The organism is Citricoccus sp. SGAir0253, assembly GCF_005877055.1.
Lineage (GTDB): Bacteria > Actinomycetota > Actinomycetes > Actinomycetales > Micrococcaceae > Citricoccus.
The window spans coordinates 715,735-739,292 of record NZ_CP039424.1 but is presented as its reverse complement, the minus strand read 5'-3'; the positions used below and the strand labels follow the sequence as shown (position 1 = coordinate 739,292).

Sequence of the window (23,558 nt, the reverse complement as noted above, 5' to 3'; positions counted from 1 at the left end):
GTTCCGGGTGGCCTGGTTCACACCGCTCACCGCGGGACGAGGAAGCCGTCCTCGAGCAGCCGGCCCACCGCCTCCAGCAGGGCCCGCTGGCCGTCCTCGTCCAGCCCCAGCAGCCCGGCCACGGCGCCGGCGAGCTGCCCGGCGGTGAACTCCCCGTCCGCGGCGGACAGGAACCCGGCCGTGGCGGTGTCCAGGGTCGCGGTGCGCCGGAACCCGCCCCCCTGCCGGGCGAGGATGACCTCGGGGTGGTCGGCGCCGAAGCGCTGGTGCCGCTCCTCGGTGACGTCCCCCGGGACCCGCACGTGCAGCCCGCGCACGGCCTCGAGGCCCCCGGCCACGAGGTCCCAGCGCTCGACCGCCTCGCCCCAGGCCGGGCCGAGCGGCTGCTGCAGGTCTCCGGCGAGCTCCTCGGTGCGGACGCGCCCGGGGCGGTCCGTCGCGGGCCGGCGCAGCCAGAGGTAGCCGAACCCGACGGCGGCCACCCCCCGGGCCGCGAAGTCCTCCAGGTAGCGCCGGTACCCGGCCGCGTAGGCGCGCGGGTCGTGCTGCTCGGAGGAGTCCCGCAGCCACGTCTCGGCGTAGCCGGCCGCGTCCAGCAGGTCCCGCTGGACGATCCACGCGTCCGTGCCCGCCGGGACCCACGCGCGCAGCCGGTCGTCCCAGGCGTCGTCGCCGTGGACCTCCCAGTTGCCCAGCAGCTGGGCGGTGCCGCCCGCGGTGAGGTGCCCGGGCAGGGCGGCGACGAGCCCGGCCAGCAGCTCGTCGCCGGGCCGCCCGCCGTCGCGGTAGGTCAGCACCGCGGGGTCCGCCGTCCCCGGCCCGTCCCCGGCGCGCGGGGTGATGACGAAGGGCGGGTTGGACACGACCAGGTCGAAGCGGCGCCCGGCCACGGGCTCGAGCAGGTCGCCCTCCCGGAGGGTGACCCGGCCGCCCTCGGCCCAGGGGTCCTCGTCTGCGGCCAGGCCGAGCGCCCCGGCGTTGAGCACGAGGTTGAAGGCGGTGAAGGCGAGCGCCCGACCGGACAGGTCGGTGGCCGTGACGTGCCCGGCGTGGGCCAGCAGGTGCAGCGCCTGGATCCCGCAGCCGGTGCCGAGGTCCAGGGCGGTGTCCACGGGACGGCGCACCACGGTGCCGGCGAGGGTCAGCGAGGCCCGGCCGATGCCCAGCACGTGCCAGTCCGGCAGGGCCGCCCGGCGCTGCAGGGCGGTCTGGTCGCTCGCGACCCACAGGTCCCCGAGCACGTCGGTGGCATAGGGCGAGAGGTCGACCGCCGGGTGGAACGCCCCGTCCCGCACCCACCCGAGCCCGGCCGCCGCGGCGCCCGCGGCGCCGGTGCGCGGCAGGGCCGCGTCCAGCAGCGCCGCCGGCACGGGGTCGCCCAGCATCCAGGCGGACACGACGGCGGCGAGCGCGCGCCGCGGGCCGGGGGCGCCGTCGTCGTCCAGCACCATCCCCACCCGCCACCGGGCCGGCTCGGCCTGCTCCCGGTCCAGCGCCGCGGCGGCCTGGTCCCCGAGCAGGCCGGCCACGGCCTCGGTCGTGTACGGCAGGGCGGCCAGGTCCTCGGCGAGCGCGGCCACGGCCGCCCGGTCGGCGGAGACGGGCACGAGCGGGGCGCTCACGAGGCCACCGCCGCGCACGCCGGGCACACGCGCTCGGGCCGGTCGGCGGCACAGCCGGCGCACACGGTGTCCAGGGTGCGGCAGGACGGGTCGGCGCAGTTGCGCAGGTCCGCGGTGGGCGCCGCGCACAGGCTGCAGCGGCCCACGACCGCCGCCCGGTCGGAGAACTCCACCCGCATCCGCCGGTCGAACACGGCGAGCGAGCCCTCCCACAGCCCGCCGTCGCCGTAGGCCTCGCCGTAGCGGGCGATCCCGCCCTCGAGCTGGTAGACCTCCGCGAAGCCGCGCCGGCGCATCAGGGCGCTGAGCACCTCGCAGCGGACGCCGCCGGTGCAGTACGTCACCACGGGACGGTCCTTGAGGTGGTCGTAGCGGCCGGAGTCCAGCTCGGCCACGAAGTCGCGCGTGGTGGTGGTGTCCGGCACCACGGCGCCGCGGAACCGGCCGATGCGGGCCTCCACGGCGTTGCGGCCGTCGAAGAAGACCACCGGGTCGCCCGCGGCGGAGCGCTCCTCGACCAGCCGGTGGAGCTCGGCGGGGCCCACGTGGGTCCCGGCGCCCTCGACCCCGTCCGCCGTGACCGTCACCTCGTCCGCGGCGTCGAAGGCGACCAGCTCGGGCCGCACCTTGACCGACAGCCGGGGGAAGTCCTCCGCCGAGCCGTCCGACCACTTCACGTCCAGGCCGGCGAAGGCCGGGTAGGCGCGCGTGGCCTTGAGGTACTGCTTGACCGCGTCCAGCGGCCCGCCCACGGTGCCGTTCAGGCCCTGTGGGGAGACGATGATCCGGCCCCGCAGCCCCCAGCGCTCGGCGAGGGCCGACTGCCACAGCCGGACCGCCTCCGGGTCGGCCACGGGGGCGAAGCGGTAGTACAGGGCGATCTTCGACTGGCTCACCGCATCAAGGGTAGTGGGCGATCCGCGGCGGGGCCCGGGGGCGCGGGTCATTGCCAGGACGGGACGTGGACCGCAGACTACGGACGGATGACGTTTTGGGCGCCATCACCGGTGCCACCGTGCGGGTGATCCCCCGCACCGGCTACTCTCGTGCCATGACTTCCGCCCTGAACGACGCTCTGGTCAGCACGTGGGTCACCGGATGGTCCCGGTGCCGTGACTTCGAGGTGCGCCACGACGGTCCCGTGCACGCCTCCCTGCGCACGGGCCACCAGTCCACCGACGGCCAGGACTGGGAGTACATCCTCGCCAACCCGGACGAGCGGGCCCTGGAGGCCGTCTCCCGCGAGGTCCAGGAGCACCCGGGGCGGCTGCTGACCGTGGTGGGCACCGCCCCCGCCGTGCCCGCGGGCGTGCCCCTCAAGCGCGTGTCCTGGGGCGAGAAGCTCATGGTGGTGGACATGAACGGCCAGGACGTCGAGGCCCCGCGCGTGCCCGAGGAGTTCGAGGCCACCGTGGAGCGCAACGAGCCCGACTGGTTCCTGCTGACCATCACCACCTCGGACGAGCACCCGGCCGGGGCCGGTGCCGTGGCCGCCCGCGGCCGCGTGGCCGCCGTGGAGGGCTACGCCGTGTTCGACCGGATCTGGACCTCCCCCGACTTCCGCCGCCAGGGACTGGGCTCCCTCGTCATGCGCTACCTGGCCTCGCTCGCCCTCGAGCACGACGTGGAGCAGGGCCTGCTCGTGGCCAGCGCCGACGGCCAGGCCCTGTACGGGCACCTGGGCTGGACCGAGCTGGCCGACGTCACCGTCTTCGGCGCCCCCGAGGACCACACCGAGAACCCCTCCCACTCGGACAACAGCTGAACCCCCACGCCCGGACCGACGATCCCCGGGACGCGGAGGCCCTGGCCCGCTCCCTCGGGCGGCCCTCGGTGCCGAGGCAGCTGGTGCACGTCCGGCACCTGCCGGAGCGGCCCGCCGTCACCGAGGCCTGGCCGGAGGGGACGCCGGAGGGCCTGGTCCGGGCCTTCGGCGGCTCCGGGGTGCTCGAGCCCTGGCGCCACCAGGTGCGGGCCGCGCAGCTCGCCGCGGCCGGCCGGCACGTGGTGCTGGCCACCGGCACCGCCTCCGGGAAGTCGCTGGGCTACCAGCTCGCCGCGGGCACCGCGCTGGCGCAGGACCCCGTGGCCACCGTGCTGTACCTCTCCCCCACGAAGGCGCTGGCCGCGGACCAGCTCGTCGCGTGGCGGGCCCTGGCCCGTGACGGCGCCGACTGGCTGCGCCCGGCGCCCTACGACGGCGACACCGCCCCCGCCGACCGCGCATGGGCGCGCGAGCACGCCAACGTCCTGCTGACCAACCCGGACATGCTGCACGTGGGGATCCTGCCCCACCACGAGCGCTGGGCCCGGTTCCTGCGCCGGCTGCGCTACGTGATCGTGGACGAGGCCCACGTGTACCGCGGGGTCTTCGGCTCGCACGTGGCCGTGCTGCTGCGCCGGCTCGCCCGCGTGTGCGCCCACTACCGGGGCGGGCCCGTGTTCATCGGCGCCTCCGCCACGAGCGCGGACCCGGCCGCCTCCTTCTCCCGGCTGGTCGGGGCGCCGGCCGAGGCCGTGACCGAGGACGCCTCCCCGCACGGGGCCGTCACGGTGGGGTTCTGGGAGCCGGAGCTGACGGACCGGCGCGGGGAGAACGGTGCCCCGCTGCGCCGGTCCGCCACCGCCGAGGCCGCGGGCATGATGGCCGACCTCGCGGTGCGCGGCACGCGGACGATCGCGTTCATCCGCTCCCGCCGCGGCGCCGAGGCGATGGCCTCGGCCGCCAAGCGCGAGCTCGCCGAGGTGGACCCGTCCCTGCCGCCCCGGGTCGCGGCCTACCGGGCCGGGTACCTGCCCGAGGAACGCCGCGAGGTGGAGACCGCCCTGCGCACCGGCCGGCTGTTGGGCGTGGCGTCCACGCCGGCCCTCGAGCTGGGCATCGACATCGCCGGGCTCGACGCCGTGGTCGTGGCCGGCTGGCCGGGCACCCGGGCCTCGTTCTTCCAGCAGGTGGGCCGCGCGGGGCGGGCCGGCCAGGAGTCCGTGGCCCTGTACGTGGCCGGCGACGACCCCCTGGACACGTTCGTGGTGCACCACCCGGAGGCCGTCTTCGAGCTGGCCGTGGAGGACTCCGTCACGGACCCGGCCAACCCGCACATCCTGGCCCCCCACCTGTGCGCCGCGGCCGCCGAGCTGCCGCTCGTGCCGGACGGGCTCGCCGCGTTCGGGGACCCCGCGCGGGTCCGGGAGCTCGTGGAGCAGCTGACCGGGCAGGGCTACCTGCGCCGCCGGCCGGCGGGGTGGTTCTGGACCCATCCCGAGCACGCGGCGGCCCTGGTGTCCCTGCGGGACGACGGCGGCGGGCCGGTGGAGATCATCGACGCCGGCACGGGCGCCGTGCTCGGCACCATGGGCTCGCCGCAGACGCACTACCAGGCCCATCCCGGGGCGGTGTACGTGCACCAGGACCGCACCTACCTGGTGGAGGAGCTCGACGAGGACGCCCACGCGGTGCTCGTCACCCGGGCCTGGCCGGACTACTACACGCAGGCCCGGGACATCACGGAGATCGAGGTCCTGGAGACGGTGCACCGCCGGTCGGCCCGGGACCTGCAGTGGTGCACCGGGCCGGTGAAGGTGACCACCCAGGTGGTGTCCTTCCAGCGCAAGGCGCTCGTCTCCGGCGAGGTCCTCGGCGAGGAGCCGCTCGACCTGGACGCCCGCGAGCTGTTCACCACGGCCGTCTGGTTCCACTGCCCCTCGGAGGTGCTCGTGGCGGCGGGGCTGACCATGGACCGGCTGCCCGGGGCCCTGCACGCGGCCGAGCACGCCATGATCGGGCTGCTGCCGCTCGTGGCCTCGAACGACCGCTGGGACATCGGCGGGGTGTCCATGGCGCTGCACCCGGACACCGGGGAACCGGCCGTGTTCGTCTACGACGGCCACCCGGGGGGCGCCGGCTTCGCCGAGCGCGGCTTCGCCCAGGCCGAGACGTGGCTGCAGGCCACCCTGGACACCGTCCGGTCCTGCGCGTGCCCGGACGGGTGCCCGTCCTGCGTGCAGTCCCCCAAGTGCGGCAACCGCAACAACCCGCTGGACAAGGCCGGGGCCGCGACGCTGCTGGACTTCGTCCTGGGCCGGTTGCGCGCTCATCCGGACACCGGGGGCGGCCCGGCCCGGGAGACCCCCTCGGCGGGCCAGGGCAGCGACGAGGCGTAGCGCGTCCGGACCAGGACCGTCCCGCGGCCGCCCGGCGTGCACTCGGTGAGCACGGCCCCGTGGCGGTCCGCGACGGCGCCGGCGAGGACGCACGGGTCCGCCGCGACGAGGCCGCGCGCCGCGTCCGCGGCGGCGAGGGAGGCCAGGTCCGCTGCCGCCCCGGCCCGCGCCGCGGCGACGGCCGCCGAGCCGAGGGCCAGCGCGGCGCCGAGCAGCGTGAGGGTGACGAGGATGGTGAGCAGCACCGTGACGCTGCCCGCGCCGCGCTCGCCGCTCACGGCGTGGCCGCCGGCGGGACGGCCCACTGGTCCGGGGCGTGGGCGGTGGCCTCCTGGCGCCAGCCGCCCCACCAGTCCGCCGGCCCCGGCGGGGCGTGGCTGACCGTCACCGACACCCAGCCGCCGCCGCGGTCGCTGTCCAGCCGTGAGCCCTCCCCCGCCATGCGCCGCGCCGTGGCGGAGGCCCGGGCGGTGTCCTCCCCGCGGGCCAGCTGGCGCACCGTGGCGGCGGCGGCCTCCTCGAGCCGGACCTGCTGGAGGGTGGCCGCGCCCCCCAGCAGGGCCCCCGCGAGCACGACGACGGCGGCGGGCAGCAGGACGGCGTACTCGGCCGTCACCGATCCACGATCGGCGGTGGGATGCTCGGGCATCGGTGCTCCTCGGGGTCTGCGGCGGGAGTTCTCGGGGCTCTCGGGGTTCTCGGGGGCAGGGTGGTGGGCGGCGCGGGAGCCCGGGGCCCGTCCGGTGCGGGACCGGGCGGGCCCCGGGACCGGACGGGCCTGCCGGGGATCCGCCGACCGTCGGGTCGGCGGGGTCGCCCGCATCACCCGGGGCGGCCCGGTGCCGGCCGGTCAGCCGAGGCTCAGGGCGCCCTTGACGAGGTCCAGCAGCAGTCCCTGCACGTCGGCTCCGGCCAGGATGACGGCCAGCACCCCGGCGAAGCCGACGGCGGCGAGGGTCACGATGCCGTACTCGGCGGTCTGGGCGCCGGTCTCGTCCGACCAGTCCGGTCCGGTCGCGACCGGACCGGTGGGCGCGGAGCCCGCCGGGCCGAGGCCGCTCGGCCCGGACCCGGTCGGCCGCCGTCCGGCGCCGGGCGCGGTGGCGGGGACGGGCGCCGTCGCGAGGTCGGGTGTGAGGTCGGCTGCGGGGGCGGTGGATGCGCGGTTCATGGTGTCTCCTCCGGTCGGGGTGATGGGGGTCGGTGCTGCGTGCCGGTCGGTCCGGCGCCCCGGTTCCAGACTGCTGGCCGGCGCGTGGCGGTGGGGGCCCCGGGCGGGCCGTTCTGGACGGTCCGGGAGCAGTGGCCCGGTGTGGAGGACCGGACGGACCAGCCGGTGGGCGAGCGGGTGGAGGACCGGGTGGACGAGCGCGGACGAGGCCGGGTCGGGCGACCGGCCCGGGGCGCCCCGGCTCACGGCAGCAGCGCCAGGACGAGCGGCACGACCCCCAAGCACAGGAAGGAGGGCAGCTGGCACAGCCCCAGCGGCAGCACGAGCCGGGTGGCGAGCTCGGCCGCCCGGACCTCGGCCTCGCGCCGGCGCCGTCGTCGCAGGGCGGTCGCCGCGGAGCGCAGCAGCGCCGCGGTGGGGGCGCCCGTGTGGAACGCGAAGCGCAGCTCGGCGGCGAGCACCAGCAGTTCGGGATCGGGGGGCTCCGCCTCCGGCGGGCTCCACGCCTCGTCCCAGTCCACGCCGAGGCGCAGCAGGGCGGCGACGCCGCGCACGGGTCCGGTCCCGGGCAGGTGCGCGCCCAGCAGCTCCAGGGCGGGGAGGAACCCCTGGCCCGCGTCGAGCAGGCCCGCCAGCAGGTCGAGGGCCAGCGCCGCGTCCGGCGTGGCCGGTCCCGGGCCCGTCACGAGGGGGCCTCGGCCCGGCGGACGAGCGCCCGGGTCCACAGATGCCCGACGACGGCCAGCCCGCCCCCGGTGGCGAGCACCAGCCAGCCGGGCGGTCCGGTGAGCAGTTCGGCCGGCGGGGACCCGGCCGCCGCGGACAGCCCGAGGCCGGCCAGGGGCAGCAGCCCGAGCAACCGCCCGGTCGAGCGCGGGCCGGCGGACGCGGCACGGCGGGCCTGGTGGGCGTCCTGGCCGTCCTCCAGGGCGTCCGCCAGCCGCTCCAGCAACCCGGCGAGGGGGACGCCCGCCACGCGGCTGACGGCCAGGCACCCGGCCAGTTGCTGCCAGTGCTGCGGGTCCCCCGGTCCCGGCTGGCCCTCCCAGGCCGGCTCGCCGAGCAGGACCGTGGCGTGCGCCCCGAGGAGCGCGTGGTGCAGGCAGCAGCCGGCCTCCGCGGCCGGCCGGGGACACGGCTCGTGCAGCCCGGCGAGCTCGGCCCACACGGCGTCGGGGCGCCGCCCGGCCTGGAGCAGGGCGGCCGACCGGCGCAGCAGCACGATGAACTCCTCCGCCCGGCGTTCGCGCTGCCGTCGGGCGCCGCCGGGGAGCCACACGGCCCCGGCCTCACGTCCCCAGCGCATGGCGTCCTCCGCCGGCGGCCGGCGCCAGGGACTCGAGGACGTCCAGGCCCGGGCCCACGCGCAGGCCGTCCCGGCCGGTAGTCACGGCCGGCACGACGCGCAGCCCGGTCGGCCCGGGGCCCTCCGACCGGTCCAGGACGGCCAGTTCCACGGGCGCGCGCCCGGCTGTGGTGCGCTCGACGTGCAGGACCGCGTCCACGGCGCTGGCCGCCTGCAGGGCGGTGGCCCCGGGGCCGAGTCCCGCGAGCGCGCCCATGGCCTGCAGGCGGGCGGGCACGTCGCGGGCGGCGTTGGCGTGCAGCGTCCCGGCCGCCCCGCGGTGCCCGGTGTTCATGGCCGCGAGGAAGTCGGCCACCTCGGCCCCGCGGCACTCGCCCACCACCAGCCGGTCCGGCCGCATCCTCAGGGCTTGGCGGACGAGGTCGGCGAGCGTGACCGCCCCGGCTCCCTCGGCGTTGCCGCCGCGTGCCTGGAGCGAGACCACGTGCCCGTGGCGCGGGCACAGCTCGCGGGTGTCCTCCACCGTGATGATGCGCTCGCCCGCCGGCACCTCGGACAGCAGCGCGGTGAGCAGCGTGGTCTTGCCCGAGCCCGTGGCCCCCGAGATGAGCAGGTTGGCGCGGACGGCCAGCACGTGCCGCAGCACCGCCAGCCAGCGCTCGCCGTGCGGCCACCGCTCGGCGAGCTCGGCCAGGGTCGGCGGCTCGGCGGCGGGCAGCCGCACGCTGATCTGCGTGCCGCCAGCGGCGATGGGGGGCAGGACGGCGTGCACGCGGGCGCCCGTGACCTGGGCGTCCCCGAAGGGCTGGCCCTCGTCCAGCCGCCGCCCGCCCTGCGCCAGCAGCCGCACGGCCAGGTGCCGCGCCTCGTCCGCGGAGAGCCGCCGCCCGGTGCGGCGCAGCCCGCCGTCCCCGTCCGTCCACACGGTCCCGGTGCCGTCGACGAGCACGTCCGTGACCCCGGCGTGCCGGGCCGGCTCCGCGAGGGGGCCCAGCCCGGCGAGCCCGTCGGCCAGCGCGGTCATCTGCCGCGCGGCGTCCTCCGGGGTGTGGACCGGCAGGTGACGCCGGACCGCCTCGGCGAGGAGCTCGGCGGGCGGGACGGCACTCCCCTCCCCGCCGGGGCGGGATCCGCGCCCGGCGGCGTCGGCGGCGGCCAGGCGGCCGGCCAGCCACCGGCGGGCGCGGTCGTGCCCGTCCCGCGGGGCCGGCGGCGGCGCGGGGGCCCAGCCGCGGCCCATCAGGCGCCCGCCGCCACGCGCCGGGGACCGGCGGGGCCGGCAGGGTCGGCGGGATCGGTCGCGGCGGCAGGGTCGGCCAGGACCGGGGAGGGGGCGGGGCCCGGGGGCCGGCCGGCCCCCGGGGTGCCCGTGGGCCCGGCGAGGACGGCCGCCAGCCGCGCCCCGAGGCCGAGTCCCGGCCGCCGCCGGGCGGCCCGCGACCACGAGGCCCACGAGCGCCCCGACCAGTCCCGCACCCCGAGGTCCACGGCGGTGTCCGCCGGGGCGCCCCGCCGCCGCACCCGCGGTCCCGGGCGGGCGCACTCCAGCACCGGCAATCCCTCGGCTCCCAGGGCGCCGGCCAGGGCGGCGTCCCGGCCGGCGTCCAGCACGGCCCAGTCGAAGGTGTCGAGCACCGCCCCGAGGCCGCCGAGCAGCTCCGGTGCCCGGGGGTCCGGACGCTCGCCACCGGTCCCCCACCAGCGCACGGGCCCGGCCGCCGGCAGTCGCGCGGCGAACGCCGGCCCCGGGACGGGGACCACGGCGGAGCCCAGCACCGGCGGTCCCTGCGCCCCGGGAGCCGGGTCGCCGGTCGGGCCCAGCCGCCCGCGCAGGGTTCCCTCCGGGCCCTGCAGGTCCAGCAGCGCGCCGCGGCCGGGACCGGCCAGCAGCAGCGCCAGTCCCCACGCCAGTCCCGGCCAGTCGTCGTCCCCGCCGCCTCCCGGTCCGTGGTGGAGCAGGACGACGGCCCGGCCGGGCAGCCCGCCCTCCCCCGGCCCCCGGGCACCGTGGGCCAGCAGCCGGCACAGGGACCGGGACCGGCGCGGCAGCGTGAGGTCGGCGGCCCCCGTGCCGTCCAGCGCCACCCCCACCACGGGCACGGCGCGCCCGGAGGGGGTCCTCACGCGGTCCGGGCCGCCGGCCGGGCCCGTCCGCCCGGCCAGCACCACGACGGGCTCCCGCCCGGCCTCGGCGGTCCAGCGTGCCACGGCCTCGTGCGCCGACCCGGGCGGGGCCACGTGCAGCCGGTGCCCGACGGCGGCCACGCAGGCCGCCACCTCCCCGAGCAGCAGGTCGTCCACCAGCCCCGGCGGGCCGGCCGGGGACAGGTACAGCACGGGCAACGGGGCGGCGGTCGAGGCGGTCATGGCCCGATCCTGCCGCCGCCGTCCCCGCCCGCGCCGCGGCCGCGGGGCCGCCGGGGACGGCGCCCGGGGACCACCGGGCTGTGCAGGAGCGGCTCAGCCGCCGAGCGGGGGCACCGGCAGGGAGGCGTCCCAGCCGGTGATGTCCACGACGCGCCCGCGGTCCCAGTCCTGGGCCCAGCCGAGCAGCTCCAGGATCCGGTCGATGACGATCGCGGTGAAGCCCCACACCAGCGTGTCCGAGACGAGGAAGCCGGGGCCGCGGAACCGCCCCGCGCGCACGGGCGGGACGGCCTCCCGGCTCGTGACGACGCGGTTGGCGGGGTCCACCAGGTCCGCCACGGGGACGCGGAACACGCGCGAGGCCTCGCCCTCGTCCACCACGAATACGTCCGAGGGGCGGTCCCACCAGCCCACCACGGGGGTCACGCGGAAGTTCGTCACGGTCAGCGGCGCCGGCGGGAGCGAGCCGAGGACCTTCACGCCCTGCGGGTCCAACCCGGTCTCCTCCTGCGCCTCGCGCAGGGCGGTGGCCACGTGGTCGCGGTCCTCGGGGTCCTTGCGCCCGCCCGGGAAGGCGACCTGCCCGGGGTGCTTGCGCAGGTGCAGGGCGCGCTGGGTGAGCAACAGGTCGAGGTCCTCGGGCACGGCCTCGGCGTGGAAGTGGGAGGGCCGCCGGTCCAGGGCGCCGAACAGCACCAGCACGGCCGACTCGGCCGGGGTCTCCCCGCCGGGTCCCGGGTCCACGCCGAAGTCCCAGCCCCGGCCGTCGTCGGGCAGCCGGTCCGGCACCTCCCCGCCCGGCCGGGGCGGCAGGGCCGGGTCCGGGGTCCCGTACCGGGCCACGAGGGCCCGCAGGTCGGCCAGTGCTCCCTCCGCGTGCATCATGCCCCCAGGCCGTGGCCCTCGGCGCGCAGCTCCGCGCGCGTGGCCCCGGCCCGCATCCGCGCCAGCAGCTCCTCGCGTCCCGGCGCGAGCTCGTACTTCAGCAGCCGGGCGGCGGCCTCGGGGTCGGTCTCCCCCGTGCCGTAGGACGGGCACCACCGCGTGATGGGGCAGGCCCCGCAGGCCGGGCGCTTGGCGTGGCACACCCTCCGTCCGTGGAAGACGAGGCGGTGCGAGAGCATGGTCCAGTCGCGCGGCTCGAAGAGCTCGGCGACGTCCCGCTCCACCTTCACCGGGTCCTGCTCGGTGGTGAACCCGAGGCGGCGGGCCAGCCGGCCGAAGTGCGTGTCCACCGTGAGCCCCGGGACGCCGAAGGCGTTGCCGAGCACGACGAACGCCGTCTTGCGGCCCACCCCGGGCAGCGCCACGAGGTCCTCGAGCCGCCCGGGCACCTCGCCGCCGTGGCGCTCCACGAGGGAACGGGACAGGCCCTGGACGGCCGCGGCCTTGGCCCGGAAGAAGCCGAGCGGCCGCACGATCTCCTGCAGCTCGCGCTCGTCCGCGTGGGCCATCGCCTCCGCGTCCGGGAACCGGGCGAAGAGCGCGGGCGTGGTCGCGTTGACGCGCACGTCCGTGGTCTGGGCGGACAGGACCGTGGCGACGAGCAGCTCGAAGGGGTTGCGGAAGTCGAGCTCCGCCACGGCGTAGGGATACGCCTCCGCCAGGACCCGGTTGATCCGGCGGGCCCGGCGCACGAGCGCCAGCCGCGTCTCCGTCATGCGCGCTCGATGTCGGACAGGTCCCGCAGCACCGCGGTGCGCCCGTCCGTGTCCTGCACCAGGAACTCGTCCCCCCGGTCCTCGAGGGCAAGGATCCAGGCGCCGGGCTCGAGGGGGAAGGCCGGGCTGCCGTCCTCGGGGTCCACGGTCGTGCGCCGGGTGCCGACCGCGAACCAGAAGGCCTCGTGGACCTGCTCCGGGACGGGTCCCCCGGCGGTCGTCTCGGGAGCCGCTGCCGTCGCGGCGACCGATCCGTGGGCCGCGGGGGCCGGCCCGGACGGCTCGGCGGCGGCGCGCGCGTCGGCCGGCTCCGCGTCCGTCCACCCGGCATCCCCCGGCTCCGTACCCGTCGGCTCCGCGTGCGCCGTGTCCCCGTACTCCCGCCCGGCCACGGCCGGGTGCGGCCGGGTGGCCCGGACCGGCTCGTCCGCGGTGGCCCGCTCCCGGTCCGCCGGCTCCGCCTCGGCCGGCTCCGCCCGGAGCGTCCCGGGCACGTGCGGGCCGCCGGCGGCCGTCGTGGACGCCTCCGGCTCCGTCCGGGCCGTCCCGGCGGGGGCCGGCGTCGGGCTCCCGACGGCGGTCGGCCGCGACCGGCGCGTGGCCGCGGAGTGCAGGGCGCGGGCCACGAGCGCCCGCAGCGGCGAGGTGGCGACCATGCCGAGCGCCCCGAGCAGGCCGACCAGGAAGACGGGGTTGAGGGAGGTCGCGACGGACAGGAAGAAGAACGCGAGCGCGAGCCACGAGGCCACGTGGGCGAACTGCTCCGTGCCCAGGGACCCCACGCGCGGACCCGCCCCGCGGGCCGCGATCCGGGCCAGCACCAGGCCCGCGGCCACGAGCGGGGCGAGCACGCCCACGCCGAGGAAGAACAGGCCCGGGGTGTTCCACAGGTTCTGCCGCAGGGCGGACAGGGGCAGGACCGATCCCAGCAGGATGACCAGGACCGAGACCAGGAAGCCGAGGTCCCAGCGGGTGGACGGCCCGGGGTGCGGTGCGGTGCTCATGCGTTTCCTCCTGGGCACGCGGCCGGGGGCCGGGGTGCGGGGTCGTGGACGGTTCCGGATCCTATTCAATCAGTCCTCCGGGCCCCCGCGCCGGGAGGGTCCCGTTGTGGCCCGTCACACTCGCGACCACGGCCCGGGCGATGGCGCTAGGCTGTCACTGCGGACCTGTGACGGGCAGCACACCGCACCTCCCGACCGGGACCGTTCCCTGCACCCACGCCCTGAAGGAGCACGCATGACGACGTCCGCCTCCGGCCAGCCGAGCGACACCATGGACCACCTCCTCGAGGAGCGGCGGACCTTCCCGCCCTCCGAGGACTTCGCCGCCGCCGCCGTGGCCACCGCCGAGCGCTACGAGCAGGCCTCCGCCGACCGCCTGGGCTACTGGGCGGACCAGGCACGCCAGGTCCTGCACTGGGAGCAGGACTTCTCGGAGGTCCTGGACTGGTCGGACGCCCCGTTCGCGAAGTGGTTCGTGGGCGGCACCACCAACGCCGCCTACAACGCCCTGGACCGGCACGTGGAGGCCGGCCGCGGCGACCGGGTGGCCCTGTACTTCGAGGGCGAGCCCGGCGACACCCGGACCTGGACCTACGCCGAGCTGGCCATCGAGGTCCGCCGGGCCGCCAACGCCTTCGAGTCCCTCGGCGTGGCCAAGGGCGACCGCGTGGCCGTGTACCTGCCGATGATCCCCGAGGCCGTCATCACCATGCTGGCGTGCGCCCGCATCGGCGCCGTGCACTCCGTGGTGTTCGGCGGCTTCTCCGCCGACGCCCTGCGCTCGCGCATCGACGACGCCGAGGCGAAGCTCGTGGTCACCGCGGACGGCTCCTGGCGCCGCGGCAAGCCCTCCATGCTCAAGCCCGCCGTGGACGCGGCCCTGTCCGCCCCCGGCCACTCCGTGGGCAACGTGGTGGTCGTGCGCCGCAACGAGCAGGACGTCGAGTGGACCGAGGGCCGGGACCTGTGGTGGCACGACGTGGTCGGCGCCGCCTCGGACGAGCACGCCCTCGCCTGGCACGACGCCGAGCACCCGCTGTTCATCCTCTACACCTCCGGCACCACCGGGAAGCCCAAGGGCATCCTGCACACCACCGGCGGCTACCTGGTCCAGACCGCGGTCACCCACCGGGACACCTTCGACCTGCACCCCGAGTCGGACGTGTACTGGTGCACCGCCGACGTCGGCTGGGTCACCGGGCACTCCTACGTCACCTACGCCCCGCTGGTCAACGGCGCCACCCAGGTGCTCTACGAGGGCACCCCGGACTTCCCGCACAACGGGCGCTGGTGGGAGATCGTGGAGAAGTACCGGGTCTCGATCGTCTACACCGCCCCCACCGCGATCCGCACCATGATGAAGTGGGGCCGGGCCGTCCCGGACTCCTACGACCTGTCCTCGGTGCGCGTGCTGGGCTCGGTGGGCGAGCCCATCAACCCCGAGGCCTGGATGTGGTACCGCGAGGTCATCGGCGCCAATGCGGGGGCCGGGACCAGGAACGACGACGGCTCCGTCACCCCGGGTGCCCGCAAGGAGCACCCGGCCCCGATCGTCGACACGTGGTGGCAGACCGAGACGGGCGCGCACATGATCGCCCCGTTGCCGGGCGTCACCGCCACCAAGCCGGGTTCCGCCCAGGTCCCCGTGCCGGGCATCACCGTGGACGTGGTGGACGAGACGGGCGCCTCGCTCGGCAACGACTCGGCCGGCTTCCTGGTGATCCGCGACCCGTGGCCGGCCATGCTGCGCGGCATCTGGGGCGACCCGCAGCGCTACAGGGACACGTACTGGTCGCGCTTCGAGGACATGTACTTCGCCGGGGACGGCGCCCGGAAGGACGAGGACGGGGACATCTGGGTCACCGGCCGCGTGGACGACGTCATGAACGTCTCCGGGCACCGGCTGTCCACCTCGGAGATCGAGTCCGCGCTCGTCTCGCACCGGATCGTCGCGGAGTCCGCCGTGGTCGGGGCCGCCGACGCCACGACCGGCCAGGCCGTCGTCGCCTTCGTCATCCTCACCGAGGAGGCCGGCGAGGTGGACCCGGCCGAGGCCGAGCAGCAGCTCCGGGCGCACGTGGCCTCGGAGATCGGCGCGATCGCCAAGCCCAAGCACATCCTCGTGGTGCCCGAGCTGCCCAAGACCCGCTCGGGCAAGATCATGCGGCGGCTGCTCAAGGACGTGGCCGAGGGCCGTGACCCGGGCGATGCCTCGACCTTGTCCGACCCGACGATCATGCAGCAGATCGCCGAGTCCCTGCGCAAGTAGCCGGACCGCACGCGAGAGGCCCGGGCCCCTGGATCGCTCCAGGGGCCCGGGCCTCTCGCGTGCGGTCCCCGCCGCTCCCGGCGGCCGGCAGCGGCGGGGACCGGGGATCAGGTGGTCGGGCCGGGGGCGATGCCCTCGTCACCCGAGAGGTGGTCGGGGTTGCGCATCAGGTGGACCAGGGAGGCCACCATGCCGCCCCACACCACCACGATGGCGATGACCAGGAACAGGATCGCGATGCCGCTCATCTCAGGCTCCTCTCTGGGGGTCGTCGGTGCGGGGACGGGCGGTGTGGGCGCCGTGGGGGTGTCGCTCCCCCACGCCCTCCCACGCGACGCCGAGGCCCTCGTGCGCGTCCACGGGGGCGGGCTCGAGGTTCTCGTTGTACTCCCGGTGCAGCGCCGAGTTCGGCGCCCACGGCAGCAGCGCCAGGACGATGGCGAGCACGATCAGCGCGATCGACATGCCCCAGCCGAAGGTGCCCACGAACCAGGCCGGCAGCCCGCCGTAGCCCTCGGTGGCCTTCTTCACCACGTCCGCGATGAACATGTACGCCAGGACGATCGGCATGACCACGGCGACGAGCACCTTGTAGACGGTGCCCACCCGGAACGAGGAGACCGCGTTGAGGTGGTCCACCATCCCGCCGAGCCGGCGCAGCAGCCACGAGACCACGATGACGGCCACGAGCGCGGCGCCCACGATGCCGAAGTTGTTGGCGAAGGCGTCCGTCACGTCCAGCAGGTTGATGCCCGAGGTGGTGCTGAACAGCAGCAGGGACAGGGCTCCGGAGATCCCGACGACGACGATCACCGTGGTCCACCGGCTCCAGCCGAGCTTGTCCTTCACGGCCGAGACGACGACCTCGAGGATGGAGATCAGGGACGTGAAGCCGGCGAAGACCAGGGAGGCGAAGAACAGCACGCCGATCAGCGCGCCGAGCGGGGCCTGGGAGATGATCGTCGGGAAGGCCACGAACGCCAGCCCGATGCCGTTGCTCACGACGTCCGCCACGGCCACCCCGTTGGCCTGGGCCATGAAGCCGAGGGCCGCGAAGACGCCGATGCCGGCGAGGATCTCGAAGCTGGAGTTCGAGAAGCCGACCATGAGGCCGGACCCCGTGAGGTTCGTGCGGCGCTTGAGGTACGAGGAGTAGGTGATCATGATGCCGAAGCCCACGGACAGCGAGAAGAAGATCTGCCCGTAGGCGGCGATCCACACCGAGGGGTCGGTCAGCACCGACCAGTTCGGGGTGAACAGGGCGTCCAGGCCCTGCAGGGCGCCCGGCAGGGTCAGGGCCACGATGACCAGGACGACGAACATGACCACGAGTACCGGGATGCCGACGAGCGAGGCCCGCGCGATGCCCTTCTGCACGCCGGCGCCGAGGATGACCAGCAGGATCACCCACGTGGCCAGCATCGGCCAGAACACCCCGGGCACGAACTCGAGGTTGGGCGTGACGTCCTCGGCCACCTGGAGGTAGTCGCCGAAGAAGAAGGCCTCCGGGTCGTCCCCCCAGGCCTTGGTCACGGAGAAGAAGGTGTACATGGCCGCCCAGGCGATGATCGCCGCGTAGTAGACGCCGATGACGAAGCAGATCAGGACCTGCCACCAGCCGATGGACTCGGTCCACCGGGTCAGCCGGCGGAACGCCAGGGGCGGCGAGCCCTTGAAGCGGTGGCCGATCGCGTAGTCGAAGAACAGCAGCGGGATGCCCGCGGTGAGCAGCGCGACGAGGTAGGGGACGATGAAGGCGCCGCCGCCGTTCTCGTAGGCCACGTACGGGAAGCGCCAGATGTTCCCGAGCCCGACGGCGGAGCCGATCGCGGCGAAGATGAAGGCCCAGCGGCCGCCCCATTGCTCGCGGCTCGTCCTCTGGGGTGATGCGGTATTGGTTGACACGGTCCCTCCCGGTCAGTGCCGTGGTCGCGCGGACCGGTGCCGGCCAGGAGGATCGGAGCCGGCGGGGACCCGCGCTACGGTGCGTGAAGTGGTGGCGACCACAGTAGTGCAGTCGGCGGTCCAGCGTACACGGCCGGTCCACCGGTTCCGCGCACGTCAGCGCGGGACGCGGCCGCTCAGCCGCCCTGCACGCACTGGCCGGTGGAGACGGTGTCCTCCATCTCCCCCGCCCCCGTGAGGACCTCCCCGGCCTCGTCCCCCGTGACGGCGAAGCCGACCTTGACGTCCCCCGGGGCGCGGGCGAAGACGACGCCGGCCACCGTGCCGGTCTCGTCCAGCAGCGGGCCGCCGGAGTTGCCCAGCTGGACGTCCGCGTTGAGCTGGTAGATGTCCAGCAGGCCCGGCTCGCCCCCGTAGATGTTCTCCACCGTCACGGCGCCGCGGGCCTGGACCTCCGCCGGGTCCATCGAGAACGGTCCCCCGGAGGGATAGCCCATGATGTAGCCGGCCTCCCCGTCGGCCAGGTCCGCCCCGCTCGGCACCGTGGGCAGCTCCGCCCCGTCCACCGCGATCACCGCCAGGTCGCGCGCGACGTCGAAGTGCACCACCCGGCCGGCGTAGACGGTGCCCCGGGAGTCCTCCACGGCGGGCTCCGCCAGGCCCGAGACCACGTGCGCGTTCGTCACCACCCGGTCGGGAGCCACGGCGAACCCGGAGCCGGTCTGGTTCTGCCCGCACGCGTAGGCGGTGCCGCTGATGCGCACCACCGCCGCCCGAGCCTCCTCGATCCGGTCCCCCGGCTCGGGCGCCGAGGGCTCGGCGGTGGGCACCTCGCGCACCACCGGCTCCTCGAGCACGGGCACCACGTCCGAGCCGGCCACCTCGGAGCGCACGCGCGCCACGAGCGACTTCGCGGCGTCCGGGGCGAGGCGGTTGATCGCCGTGATGACCCGGGACTCGGAGATCGCCGAGGTCACCGGCGGGATGCCCATCGAAGAGGCGGAGAAGGCCACGAGCGAGACGAGGGCCGCGGCCACCGCGGTGTTGACCACGGCACCGGCGGCCCGGTCCACGGTGCGCAGGACCGGCAGGGCCATCCGCAGCCGGATGGCGCGGCCGATGCCGGCGCCGATGGCCTGGCCGGCCAACACCAGCACGAGGGCCGCGGCGATGATCGCCAGGATGCGCCAGGCGGGGTCCGGGACCCACTCCGAGACGAGGGGGATGGAGAAGAACGCGGCGGCGGCCCCGGCCACGAGCCCGGACACCGTGCCGAGGGTGACCCAGAAGCCGCGGCGGTAGCCGCCCAGCAGGGCCAGCAGCAGGACGACGACGAGCGCCCAGTCCAGCCAGGCCAGTCCCAGTACCACTGCATCTCCATCCTGCGCCCCGGCGCCGGCGCACGCGTGGTCACCGAGTTTACCGTTACGATGGCGACGGATGGGGCAGAATGGACTGCGAGTCATCGCAGGCACGGCTCCCGCCGGCCTGCGGCACACCGGTACATCCCCGACACGGAGGACGAAGGACACATGGATCTCGAGGTACTGCGCAAGGCCCCGCTGTTCACCAACCTGGATGACGAGGTCTTCACGGCCCTCACCTCGGAGCTGACCGAGGTCGAGCTGTCCCGCGGCGCCTCGGCCTTCCACGAGGGCGACCAGGGCGACCAGCTCTACGTCATCATGTCCGGCAAGATCAAGCTGGGCCGCACCGCCCCGGACGGCCGCGAGAACCTGCTGGCCATCCTCGGCCCGGGAGAGGTCTTCGGCGAGATGGCCCTGTTCAACCCGGCGCCCCGCACCGCCTCGGCGACCGCCGTGTCCGCGACCCGCCTGGCCGGCCTGCGCCACGACAACCTGCGCAAGGTCATCCAGTCCACCCCCGAGGTCTCCATGCAGCTGCTCCGGGCCCTCGCCCAGCGGCTGTCCAAGACCAACGAGTCCCTCGCCGACCTCGTCTTCTCCGACGTCCCGGGCCGCGTCGCCAAGGCCCTGCTGGACCTCGCGGACCGCTTCGGCCGGCCGGCCACCGACGGCCTGCTCGTGGCCCACGACCTGACCCAGGAGGAGCTGGCCCAGCTCGTCGGCGCCTCCCGCGAGACGGTGAACAAGGCCCTGGCCGAGTTCGTGCAGCGCGGCTGGATCCGCCTGGAGAACCGCGCCGTCGTGGTGCTGGACCTGCAGCGGCTGCGCCAGCGCTCCCGCTGAGCCGGTCCGCCTAGCGGCCCCAGCGGCCGCCCGGCAGGCTCACCCCGAGCCGGAAGTCCCCCTCCCCGTCCGGGGCGCCCTGCAGCTCCGGGGTGTACTCGGGGACCCGGCCGCGGATGGTCAGGTCCATGAGGAACTCCACCGTGGACCCGGCCGCGGCCATCCGCTCCAGCAGCAGTTCCACGGGCGGCACGGTGAGCTGGCCCAGGCGGCGCCCGACCGTCTCCGGCCGGCCGATCGCGTCCCCCAGCCGCGTGCCGTTCCGCCCGGCGAGCACCCAGGCGGCCGGGACCCAGTCGGCCCACAGCCCCTTGCCGGCCAGCAGCGTGGTGTCCTGTGCGTGCGGGACGGCGACTGCGAAGTACTGGGTGTCGAAGCGGCGGTGGGCGAAGTGCGGGCTGTGCCAGCGGCCGACCGCGCGCAGCAGGTCGGTGCGCAGCCCGTGGCCGCGCCGGTTCAGCAGGGCCGCGAGCGTGGTCTGCTGCTCGTCGAGGGCCTGCCGGGCCTCCATCCACTCCCCGCCGCCGGGGTTCTCCACCACCGAGTGCTCGTCCGTGCCGGCCAGCAGGATCCCCGTCTCCTCGAAGAGCTCGCGGATCGCGCCGGCCACGTGGCGGCGGGCCAGCCGGTGGTCGTCAAGCCCGAGCACCCGGGCCCACTGGGCCGGCGTCGGGCCGAACCAGGCGCACTCGTCCTCGTCGAAGGTCTCGAGCGAACCGCCGGGGAAGGCCACCGCCCCCAGGGGCGTGGACCCGGCGCGGTAGCGCAGCAGGGTCTCCACGCCCCGCAAGCCGTCGCGCACGACCGCCACGGAGGAGGCCCGGCGCGCCGCCCGCGGCCGGCGCTCCCCGTGGACCAGCCAGCTGCGCGCGGCGGCGTGCTGGTCCTCGGGCAACTCGAACAGCCGGCGCTCCGGCGCCCCCTCGGGCCGGTGCACCGGCCCGTGGCCGACGGCCACGCCCGTGCGCGCCGGGTACTCCTGCTCGGGCATGGCCGCGGCTCCCTCCGGCTCAGCGGAAGCGGACGGTGATCTCGACCTCGACCGGCGCGTCGAGCGGGAGCACGGCCACCCCGACGGCGGAGCGCGCGTGGGCGCCGGCCTCGCCGAAGACCTTGCCCAGCAGCTCCGAGGCGCCGTTGACGACCTGGGGCTGCCCGGTGAACGCCGGATCGGAGGCGACGAAGCCGACGACCTTGACGACCTGCTCCACGCGGTCCAGGTCCCCGATCACGGACTTCACGGCGGCCAGCGCATTGACGGCGCACACGGCGGCCAGCTCGGCGGCCCGGTCCGGGTCCACGCCGGCGCCCACCTTGCCCGTGGCCGGCAGCTGGCCGCCCTGGAACGGCAGCTGGCCGGAGGTGTGGACGAGCTCGCCCTGGACCACGGCCGGCACGTAGGCGGCCACGGGGGCGGCCACCGGGGGCAGCTCCAGGCCCAGCTCCGCCAGGCGGGCCTCGACGACGCCGGTCACTGCTTCGGCCGCTTCAGGTAGGCCACGGCCCCGCCCTCGGGACCGGTCAGCACGGTGACCAGCTCCCAGCCCTCGGATCCGTGCAGGTCGAGGACCTGCTTGGGGGTGTGCAGGGGCAACGGGGTGATGAGGTATTCCCAGGTTGTCATGGCTCCCACCCTAGCCGGACCGGCCTCCCGCGCGGTGGATACCCCGGCCGGTAGAATCCTCCCCATGGCCAAGCGCACGTCCCCCTTCTTCGACACTGCCACGACACTGGGCAAGATCGTCGCCTTCCTGGGCGTCAGCGCCCTGTGCGGCGTGCTCGCGGCGGGGCTGCTGCTGCCCGCCGCCGCGATGGGCGGGGCCACGGCCACCGCCGGCGGGGACATGCTCGAGCAGCTGCCCGCCGAGCTCAAGGAGGAGCCGCTCTCGGTGCCCTCCCGGATCCTGGACAAGGACGGCACCGTCCTGGCCACGTTCTACGCCGAGAACCGCGTGCCGGTCACGCTGGACAAGATCTCGAAGAACATGCAGGACGCGATCATCGCGATCGAGGACGAGCGGTTCTACCAGCACGGCGGCGTGGACGCGCGCGGCCTGACCCGCGCTCTCGTCAACAACGCCACCTCCTCCTCCACGCAGGGCGCCTCCACGATCACCCAGCAGTACGTCAACAACGTGCTGGTCAACGCGCAGTACCTCAACAACGAGCGCACCACGATCTCCGGCACCAAGAACGTGGCGGACAAGCTGCGCGAGATGAAGCTGGCCGTGGCCGTGGAGAAGGAGATGTCCAAGGACGAGATCCTCGAGGGCTACCTCAACATCGTCCTGTTCTCCGGTCGCGTGTACGGCGTCGAGGCCGCCTCGCGCTACTTCTTCGACAAGGCCGCGGCGGACCTGACCATCCCCGAGTCGGCCATGCTCGCCGGCATGGTGCAGTCCCCCAACGGCTACAACCCGGTGAACAACCCCGAGGGGGCCACCCAGCGGCGCAACACGGTGCTGGCGGCCATGCTGCGCACCGGCAAGATCACCCAGGCCCAGCACGACGAGGCCGTGGCCACGGACCTGGGCCTGGACGTCACCCCGCTGGCCTCGGGCTGCATGTCCGCGGCCTACGGCAACTACTTCTGCGACTACGTCCAGCGCGCGGTCCTGGACAACGAGGCCTTCGGCCCGGACGTGGAGTCCCGCCAGCGCCTGCTGGACCGCGGCGGCCTGCAGATCCGCACCACGCTGGACTCCACCCTGCAGAAGCAGGCCGAGAAGACCGTCCTGGAGCACGTGCCGAACGACGAGTCCGACGGCGTGGGGGCCTCCCTGGTGACGGTCGAGCCGGGCACCGGCAATGTCCGCGCCATGGCCCAGAACACCCGCTACGACACCGCCGAGGGCCAGGGCCAGACGACCCTGAACTTCAACGTGGACAAGCCGATGGGCGGCGGCAACGGCTTCCAGGCCGGCTCGACCCTCAAGCCGTTCGTCTTCCTCACCTGGATCGAGTCCGGCCACTCGATGGTGGACACCCTGGACGCGAAGAACAACAAGTACCCCCAGTGGACCGAGTTCAAGGCCTCCTGCGAGGAGGACGGCGACGTGCACATCCCGGACGAGAACGGCTGGACCGTGCGCAACGCCATCCGGGACATGACCAAGCCGATGCGGGCGGACTACGGCCTGTACTGGTCGATCAACACCGCCACCGTGGCCGCCACCTACCTGATGGACCTGTGCGCCATCACGGACATGACCAACCGCGTGGGGATCCACCGGGCGGACAACGGCAACGGGATCGACCCCGGCCAGCCCTCCTTCGTGCTGGGCTCCGAGGAGGTCTCCCCGATGACCATGGCCTCGGCCTACGCCACGCTCGCGGACGACGGCAACTACTGCGAGCCGCGCGTGCTCGCCGAGGTCACGGACACCCGCGGCAACTCCTACCAGGTGCCCCCGGTGGCCTGCGAGAAGGTGGCGGACACCCAACAGGTCGCGGAGCTGAACAACACCCTGAAGGCGATCGCCTCCGAGCGCATCGCCAAGGACATCCCCTTCCCCATCGCGGGCAAGACCGGAACGAACAACACCTCCTCGTCCACGTGGTTCATCGGCTCCACCACGGGCCTGACCACGGCCTCGTGGGTCGGCAACTACAAGGGCCTGGGCAGCCTCGAGGGCCGCACCATCGGCGGCGTGGAGTTCGAGGACGTGTGGGGTTCGATCATCGCCGGGCCGATGTGGGCGGACTACATGGGCACCGTGGCCGGCCGCTACGAGACCGCCGAGTTCACGCCGTTCGACGGCCCGGAGTCCGACCCGCGCACCGAGGGCGAGCGCGAGGGCGGCACGACCGTGAAGCTCGACGAGCCGCGGCCGGGGCCGCAGCCGTACCACGACGACTCGACCGTGGTGTCCACGGAGTGAG

General features: G+C 75.4%; 23 protein-coding genes. 5 read left to right on the top strand and 18 right to left on the bottom strand.

What is annotated here, in order from left to right:
• Positions 1-26: 26 nt before the first annotated feature.
• Both E7744_RS03315 and E7744_RS03310 read right to left on the bottom strand, forming a co-directional pair.
• Positions 27-1,622 (bottom strand): methyltransferase, encoded by a 1,596-nt coding sequence (locus tag E7744_RS03315; protein WP_137772897.1) that lies wholly within the window; start codon positions 1,620-1,622, stop codon positions 27-29.
• Entirely contained in the window at positions 1,619-2,518 is a 900-nt protein-coding gene (locus E7744_RS03310; RefSeq protein ID WP_137772896.1) for a rhodanese-related sulfurtransferase, read from the bottom strand. The genes E7744_RS03315 and E7744_RS03310 overlap by 4 nt, the downstream gene beginning before the upstream one ends.
• A 155-nt stretch (positions 2,519-2,673) precedes the next feature.
• Here E7744_RS03310 and E7744_RS03305 point away from each other — a divergent pair, with 155 nt between their 5' ends.
• Positions 2,674-3,387: a GNAT family N-acetyltransferase gene (locus E7744_RS03305; protein WP_137772895.1), complete on the top strand. Its 714-nt coding sequence runs from the start codon at positions 2,674-2,676 to the stop codon at positions 3,385-3,387.
• Complete coding sequence (locus tag E7744_RS03300; protein WP_371415389.1) at positions 3,384-5,783, top strand: DEAD/DEAH box helicase; 2,400 nt, start codon at positions 3,384-3,386, stop codon at positions 5,781-5,783. Before E7744_RS03305 ends, E7744_RS03300 begins: the two co-directional genes overlap by 4 nt.
• Here E7744_RS03300 and E7744_RS15745 read toward each other — a convergent pair.
• From E7744_RS15745 to E7744_RS03260, 10 genes are all read right to left on the bottom strand, one after another.
• On the bottom strand, positions 5,714-6,061 hold the full coding sequence (locus E7744_RS15745) for an Rv3654c family TadE-like protein (protein WP_168199741.1): 348 nt from the start codon (positions 6,059-6,061) through the stop codon (positions 5,714-5,716). The two genes, E7744_RS03300 and E7744_RS15745, sit on opposite strands and share 70 nt — an antisense overlap.
• Positions 6,058-6,432, bottom strand: a complete 375-nt coding sequence (locus E7744_RS15740; RefSeq protein ID WP_168199740.1) for a TadE family type IV pilus minor pilin — start codon at positions 6,430-6,432, stop codon at positions 6,058-6,060. The genes E7744_RS15745 and E7744_RS15740 overlap by 4 nt, the downstream gene beginning before the upstream one ends.
• A gap of 201 nt (positions 6,433-6,633) precedes the next feature.
• Positions 6,634-6,954 carry a DUF4244 domain-containing protein gene (locus E7744_RS03290; RefSeq protein ID WP_137774815.1) on the bottom strand — a complete coding sequence of 107 codons (321 nt, stop codon included), beginning with the start codon at positions 6,952-6,954 and terminating at the stop codon, positions 6,634-6,636.
• 242 nt (positions 6,955-7,196) lie between these two features.
• The gene (locus E7744_RS15735; protein WP_168199739.1) at positions 7,197-7,640 is read right to left on the bottom strand and encodes a type II secretion system F family protein; all 444 of its coding nucleotides are present in this window, start codon (positions 7,638-7,640) and stop codon (positions 7,197-7,199) included.
• A complete protein-coding gene (locus E7744_RS15730) occupies positions 7,637-8,260 on the bottom strand; it encodes a hypothetical protein (RefSeq protein ID WP_168199738.1) in 624 nt (207 codons plus the stop codon). Before E7744_RS15730 ends, E7744_RS15735 begins: the two co-directional genes overlap by 4 nt.
• A complete protein-coding gene (locus E7744_RS03280) occupies positions 8,244-9,500 on the bottom strand; it encodes a CpaF family protein (protein ID WP_246858529.1) in 1,257 nt (418 codons plus the stop codon). Before E7744_RS03280 ends, E7744_RS15730 begins: the two co-directional genes overlap by 17 nt.
• A complete protein-coding gene (locus E7744_RS03275) occupies positions 9,500-10,627 on the bottom strand; it encodes a hypothetical protein (protein WP_137772893.1) in 1,128 nt (375 codons plus the stop codon). Before E7744_RS03275 ends, E7744_RS03280 begins: the two co-directional genes overlap by 1 nt.
• Positions 10,628-10,720: 93 nt before the next feature.
• Positions 10,721-11,512: a CoA pyrophosphatase gene (locus E7744_RS03270; RefSeq protein WP_137772892.1), complete on the bottom strand. Its 792-nt coding sequence runs from the start codon at positions 11,510-11,512 to the stop codon at positions 10,721-10,723.
• Positions 11,509-12,288, bottom strand: a complete 780-nt coding sequence (gene nth / locus E7744_RS03265) for an endonuclease III (RefSeq protein WP_137772891.1) — start codon at positions 12,286-12,288, stop codon at positions 11,509-11,511. The genes E7744_RS03270 and nth overlap by 4 nt, the downstream gene beginning before the upstream one ends.
• The gene (locus E7744_RS03260) at positions 12,285-13,292 is read right to left on the bottom strand and encodes a hypothetical protein (protein ID WP_137772890.1); all 1,008 of its coding nucleotides are present in this window, start codon (positions 13,290-13,292) and stop codon (positions 12,285-12,287) included. The genes nth and E7744_RS03260 overlap by 4 nt, the downstream gene beginning before the upstream one ends.
• 235 nt (positions 13,293-13,527) lie before the next feature.
• Between E7744_RS03260 and E7744_RS03255 the strand changes: the two genes are divergently transcribed.
• Entirely contained in the window at positions 13,528-15,561 is a 2,034-nt protein-coding gene (locus E7744_RS03255) for an acetate--CoA ligase (RefSeq protein ID WP_137772889.1), read from the top strand.
• 107 nt (positions 15,562-15,668) lie between these two features.
• On the opposite strand, the gene E7744_RS03250 is transcribed toward E7744_RS03255, so the two are convergent.
• From E7744_RS03250 to E7744_RS03240, 3 genes are all read right to left on the bottom strand, one after another.
• Positions 15,669-15,809 carry a methionine/alanine import family NSS transporter small subunit gene (locus E7744_RS03250; protein WP_137772888.1) on the bottom strand — a complete coding sequence of 47 codons (141 nt, stop codon included), beginning with the start codon at positions 15,807-15,809 and terminating at the stop codon, positions 15,669-15,671.
• 1 nt (position 15,810) lies between these two features.
• The gene (locus tag E7744_RS03245) at positions 15,811-17,466 is read right to left on the bottom strand and encodes a sodium-dependent transporter (RefSeq protein ID WP_137772887.1); all 1,656 of its coding nucleotides are present in this window, start codon (positions 17,464-17,466) and stop codon (positions 15,811-15,813) included.
• Positions 17,467-17,642: 176 nt separating this feature from the next.
• Positions 17,643-18,836 carry a MarP family serine protease gene (locus E7744_RS03240; RefSeq protein WP_168199737.1) on the bottom strand — a complete coding sequence of 398 codons (1,194 nt, stop codon included), beginning with the start codon at positions 18,834-18,836 and terminating at the stop codon, positions 17,643-17,645.
• Between the two features lie 162 nt (positions 18,837-18,998).
• Between E7744_RS03240 and E7744_RS03235 the strand changes: the two genes are divergently transcribed.
• Entirely contained in the window at positions 18,999-19,676 is a 678-nt protein-coding gene (locus tag E7744_RS03235; protein ID WP_137772885.1) for a Crp/Fnr family transcriptional regulator, read from the top strand.
• 10 nt (positions 19,677-19,686) lie between these two features.
• Here E7744_RS03235 and E7744_RS03230 read toward each other — a convergent pair whose 3' ends face one another.
• The 3 genes from E7744_RS03230 to E7744_RS15725 are packed head-to-tail and all read right to left on the bottom strand — an operon-like array spanning position 19,687 to position 21,300.
• Positions 19,687-20,667, bottom strand: a complete 981-nt coding sequence (locus E7744_RS03230; RefSeq protein ID WP_137772884.1) for an NUDIX hydrolase — start codon at positions 20,665-20,667, stop codon at positions 19,687-19,689.
• Between the two features lie 19 nt (positions 20,668-20,686).
• Positions 20,687-21,151, bottom strand: coding sequence for a RidA family protein (locus E7744_RS03225; protein ID WP_137772883.1), 465 nt, complete (start codon positions 21,149-21,151; stop codon positions 20,687-20,689).
• Positions 21,148-21,300 (bottom strand): hypothetical protein, encoded by a 153-nt coding sequence (locus E7744_RS15725; protein ID WP_168199736.1) that lies wholly within the window; start codon positions 21,298-21,300, stop codon positions 21,148-21,150. Before E7744_RS15725 ends, E7744_RS03225 begins: the two co-directional genes overlap by 4 nt.
• A 64-nt stretch (positions 21,301-21,364) precedes the next feature.
• On the opposite strand from E7744_RS15725, the gene E7744_RS03220 reads away from it, so the two are divergent.
• Positions 21,365-23,557, top strand: a complete 2,193-nt coding sequence (locus tag E7744_RS03220) for a transglycosylase domain-containing protein (protein WP_137772882.1) — start codon at positions 21,365-21,367, stop codon at positions 23,555-23,557.
• Position 23,558: the final 1 nt, after the last annotated feature.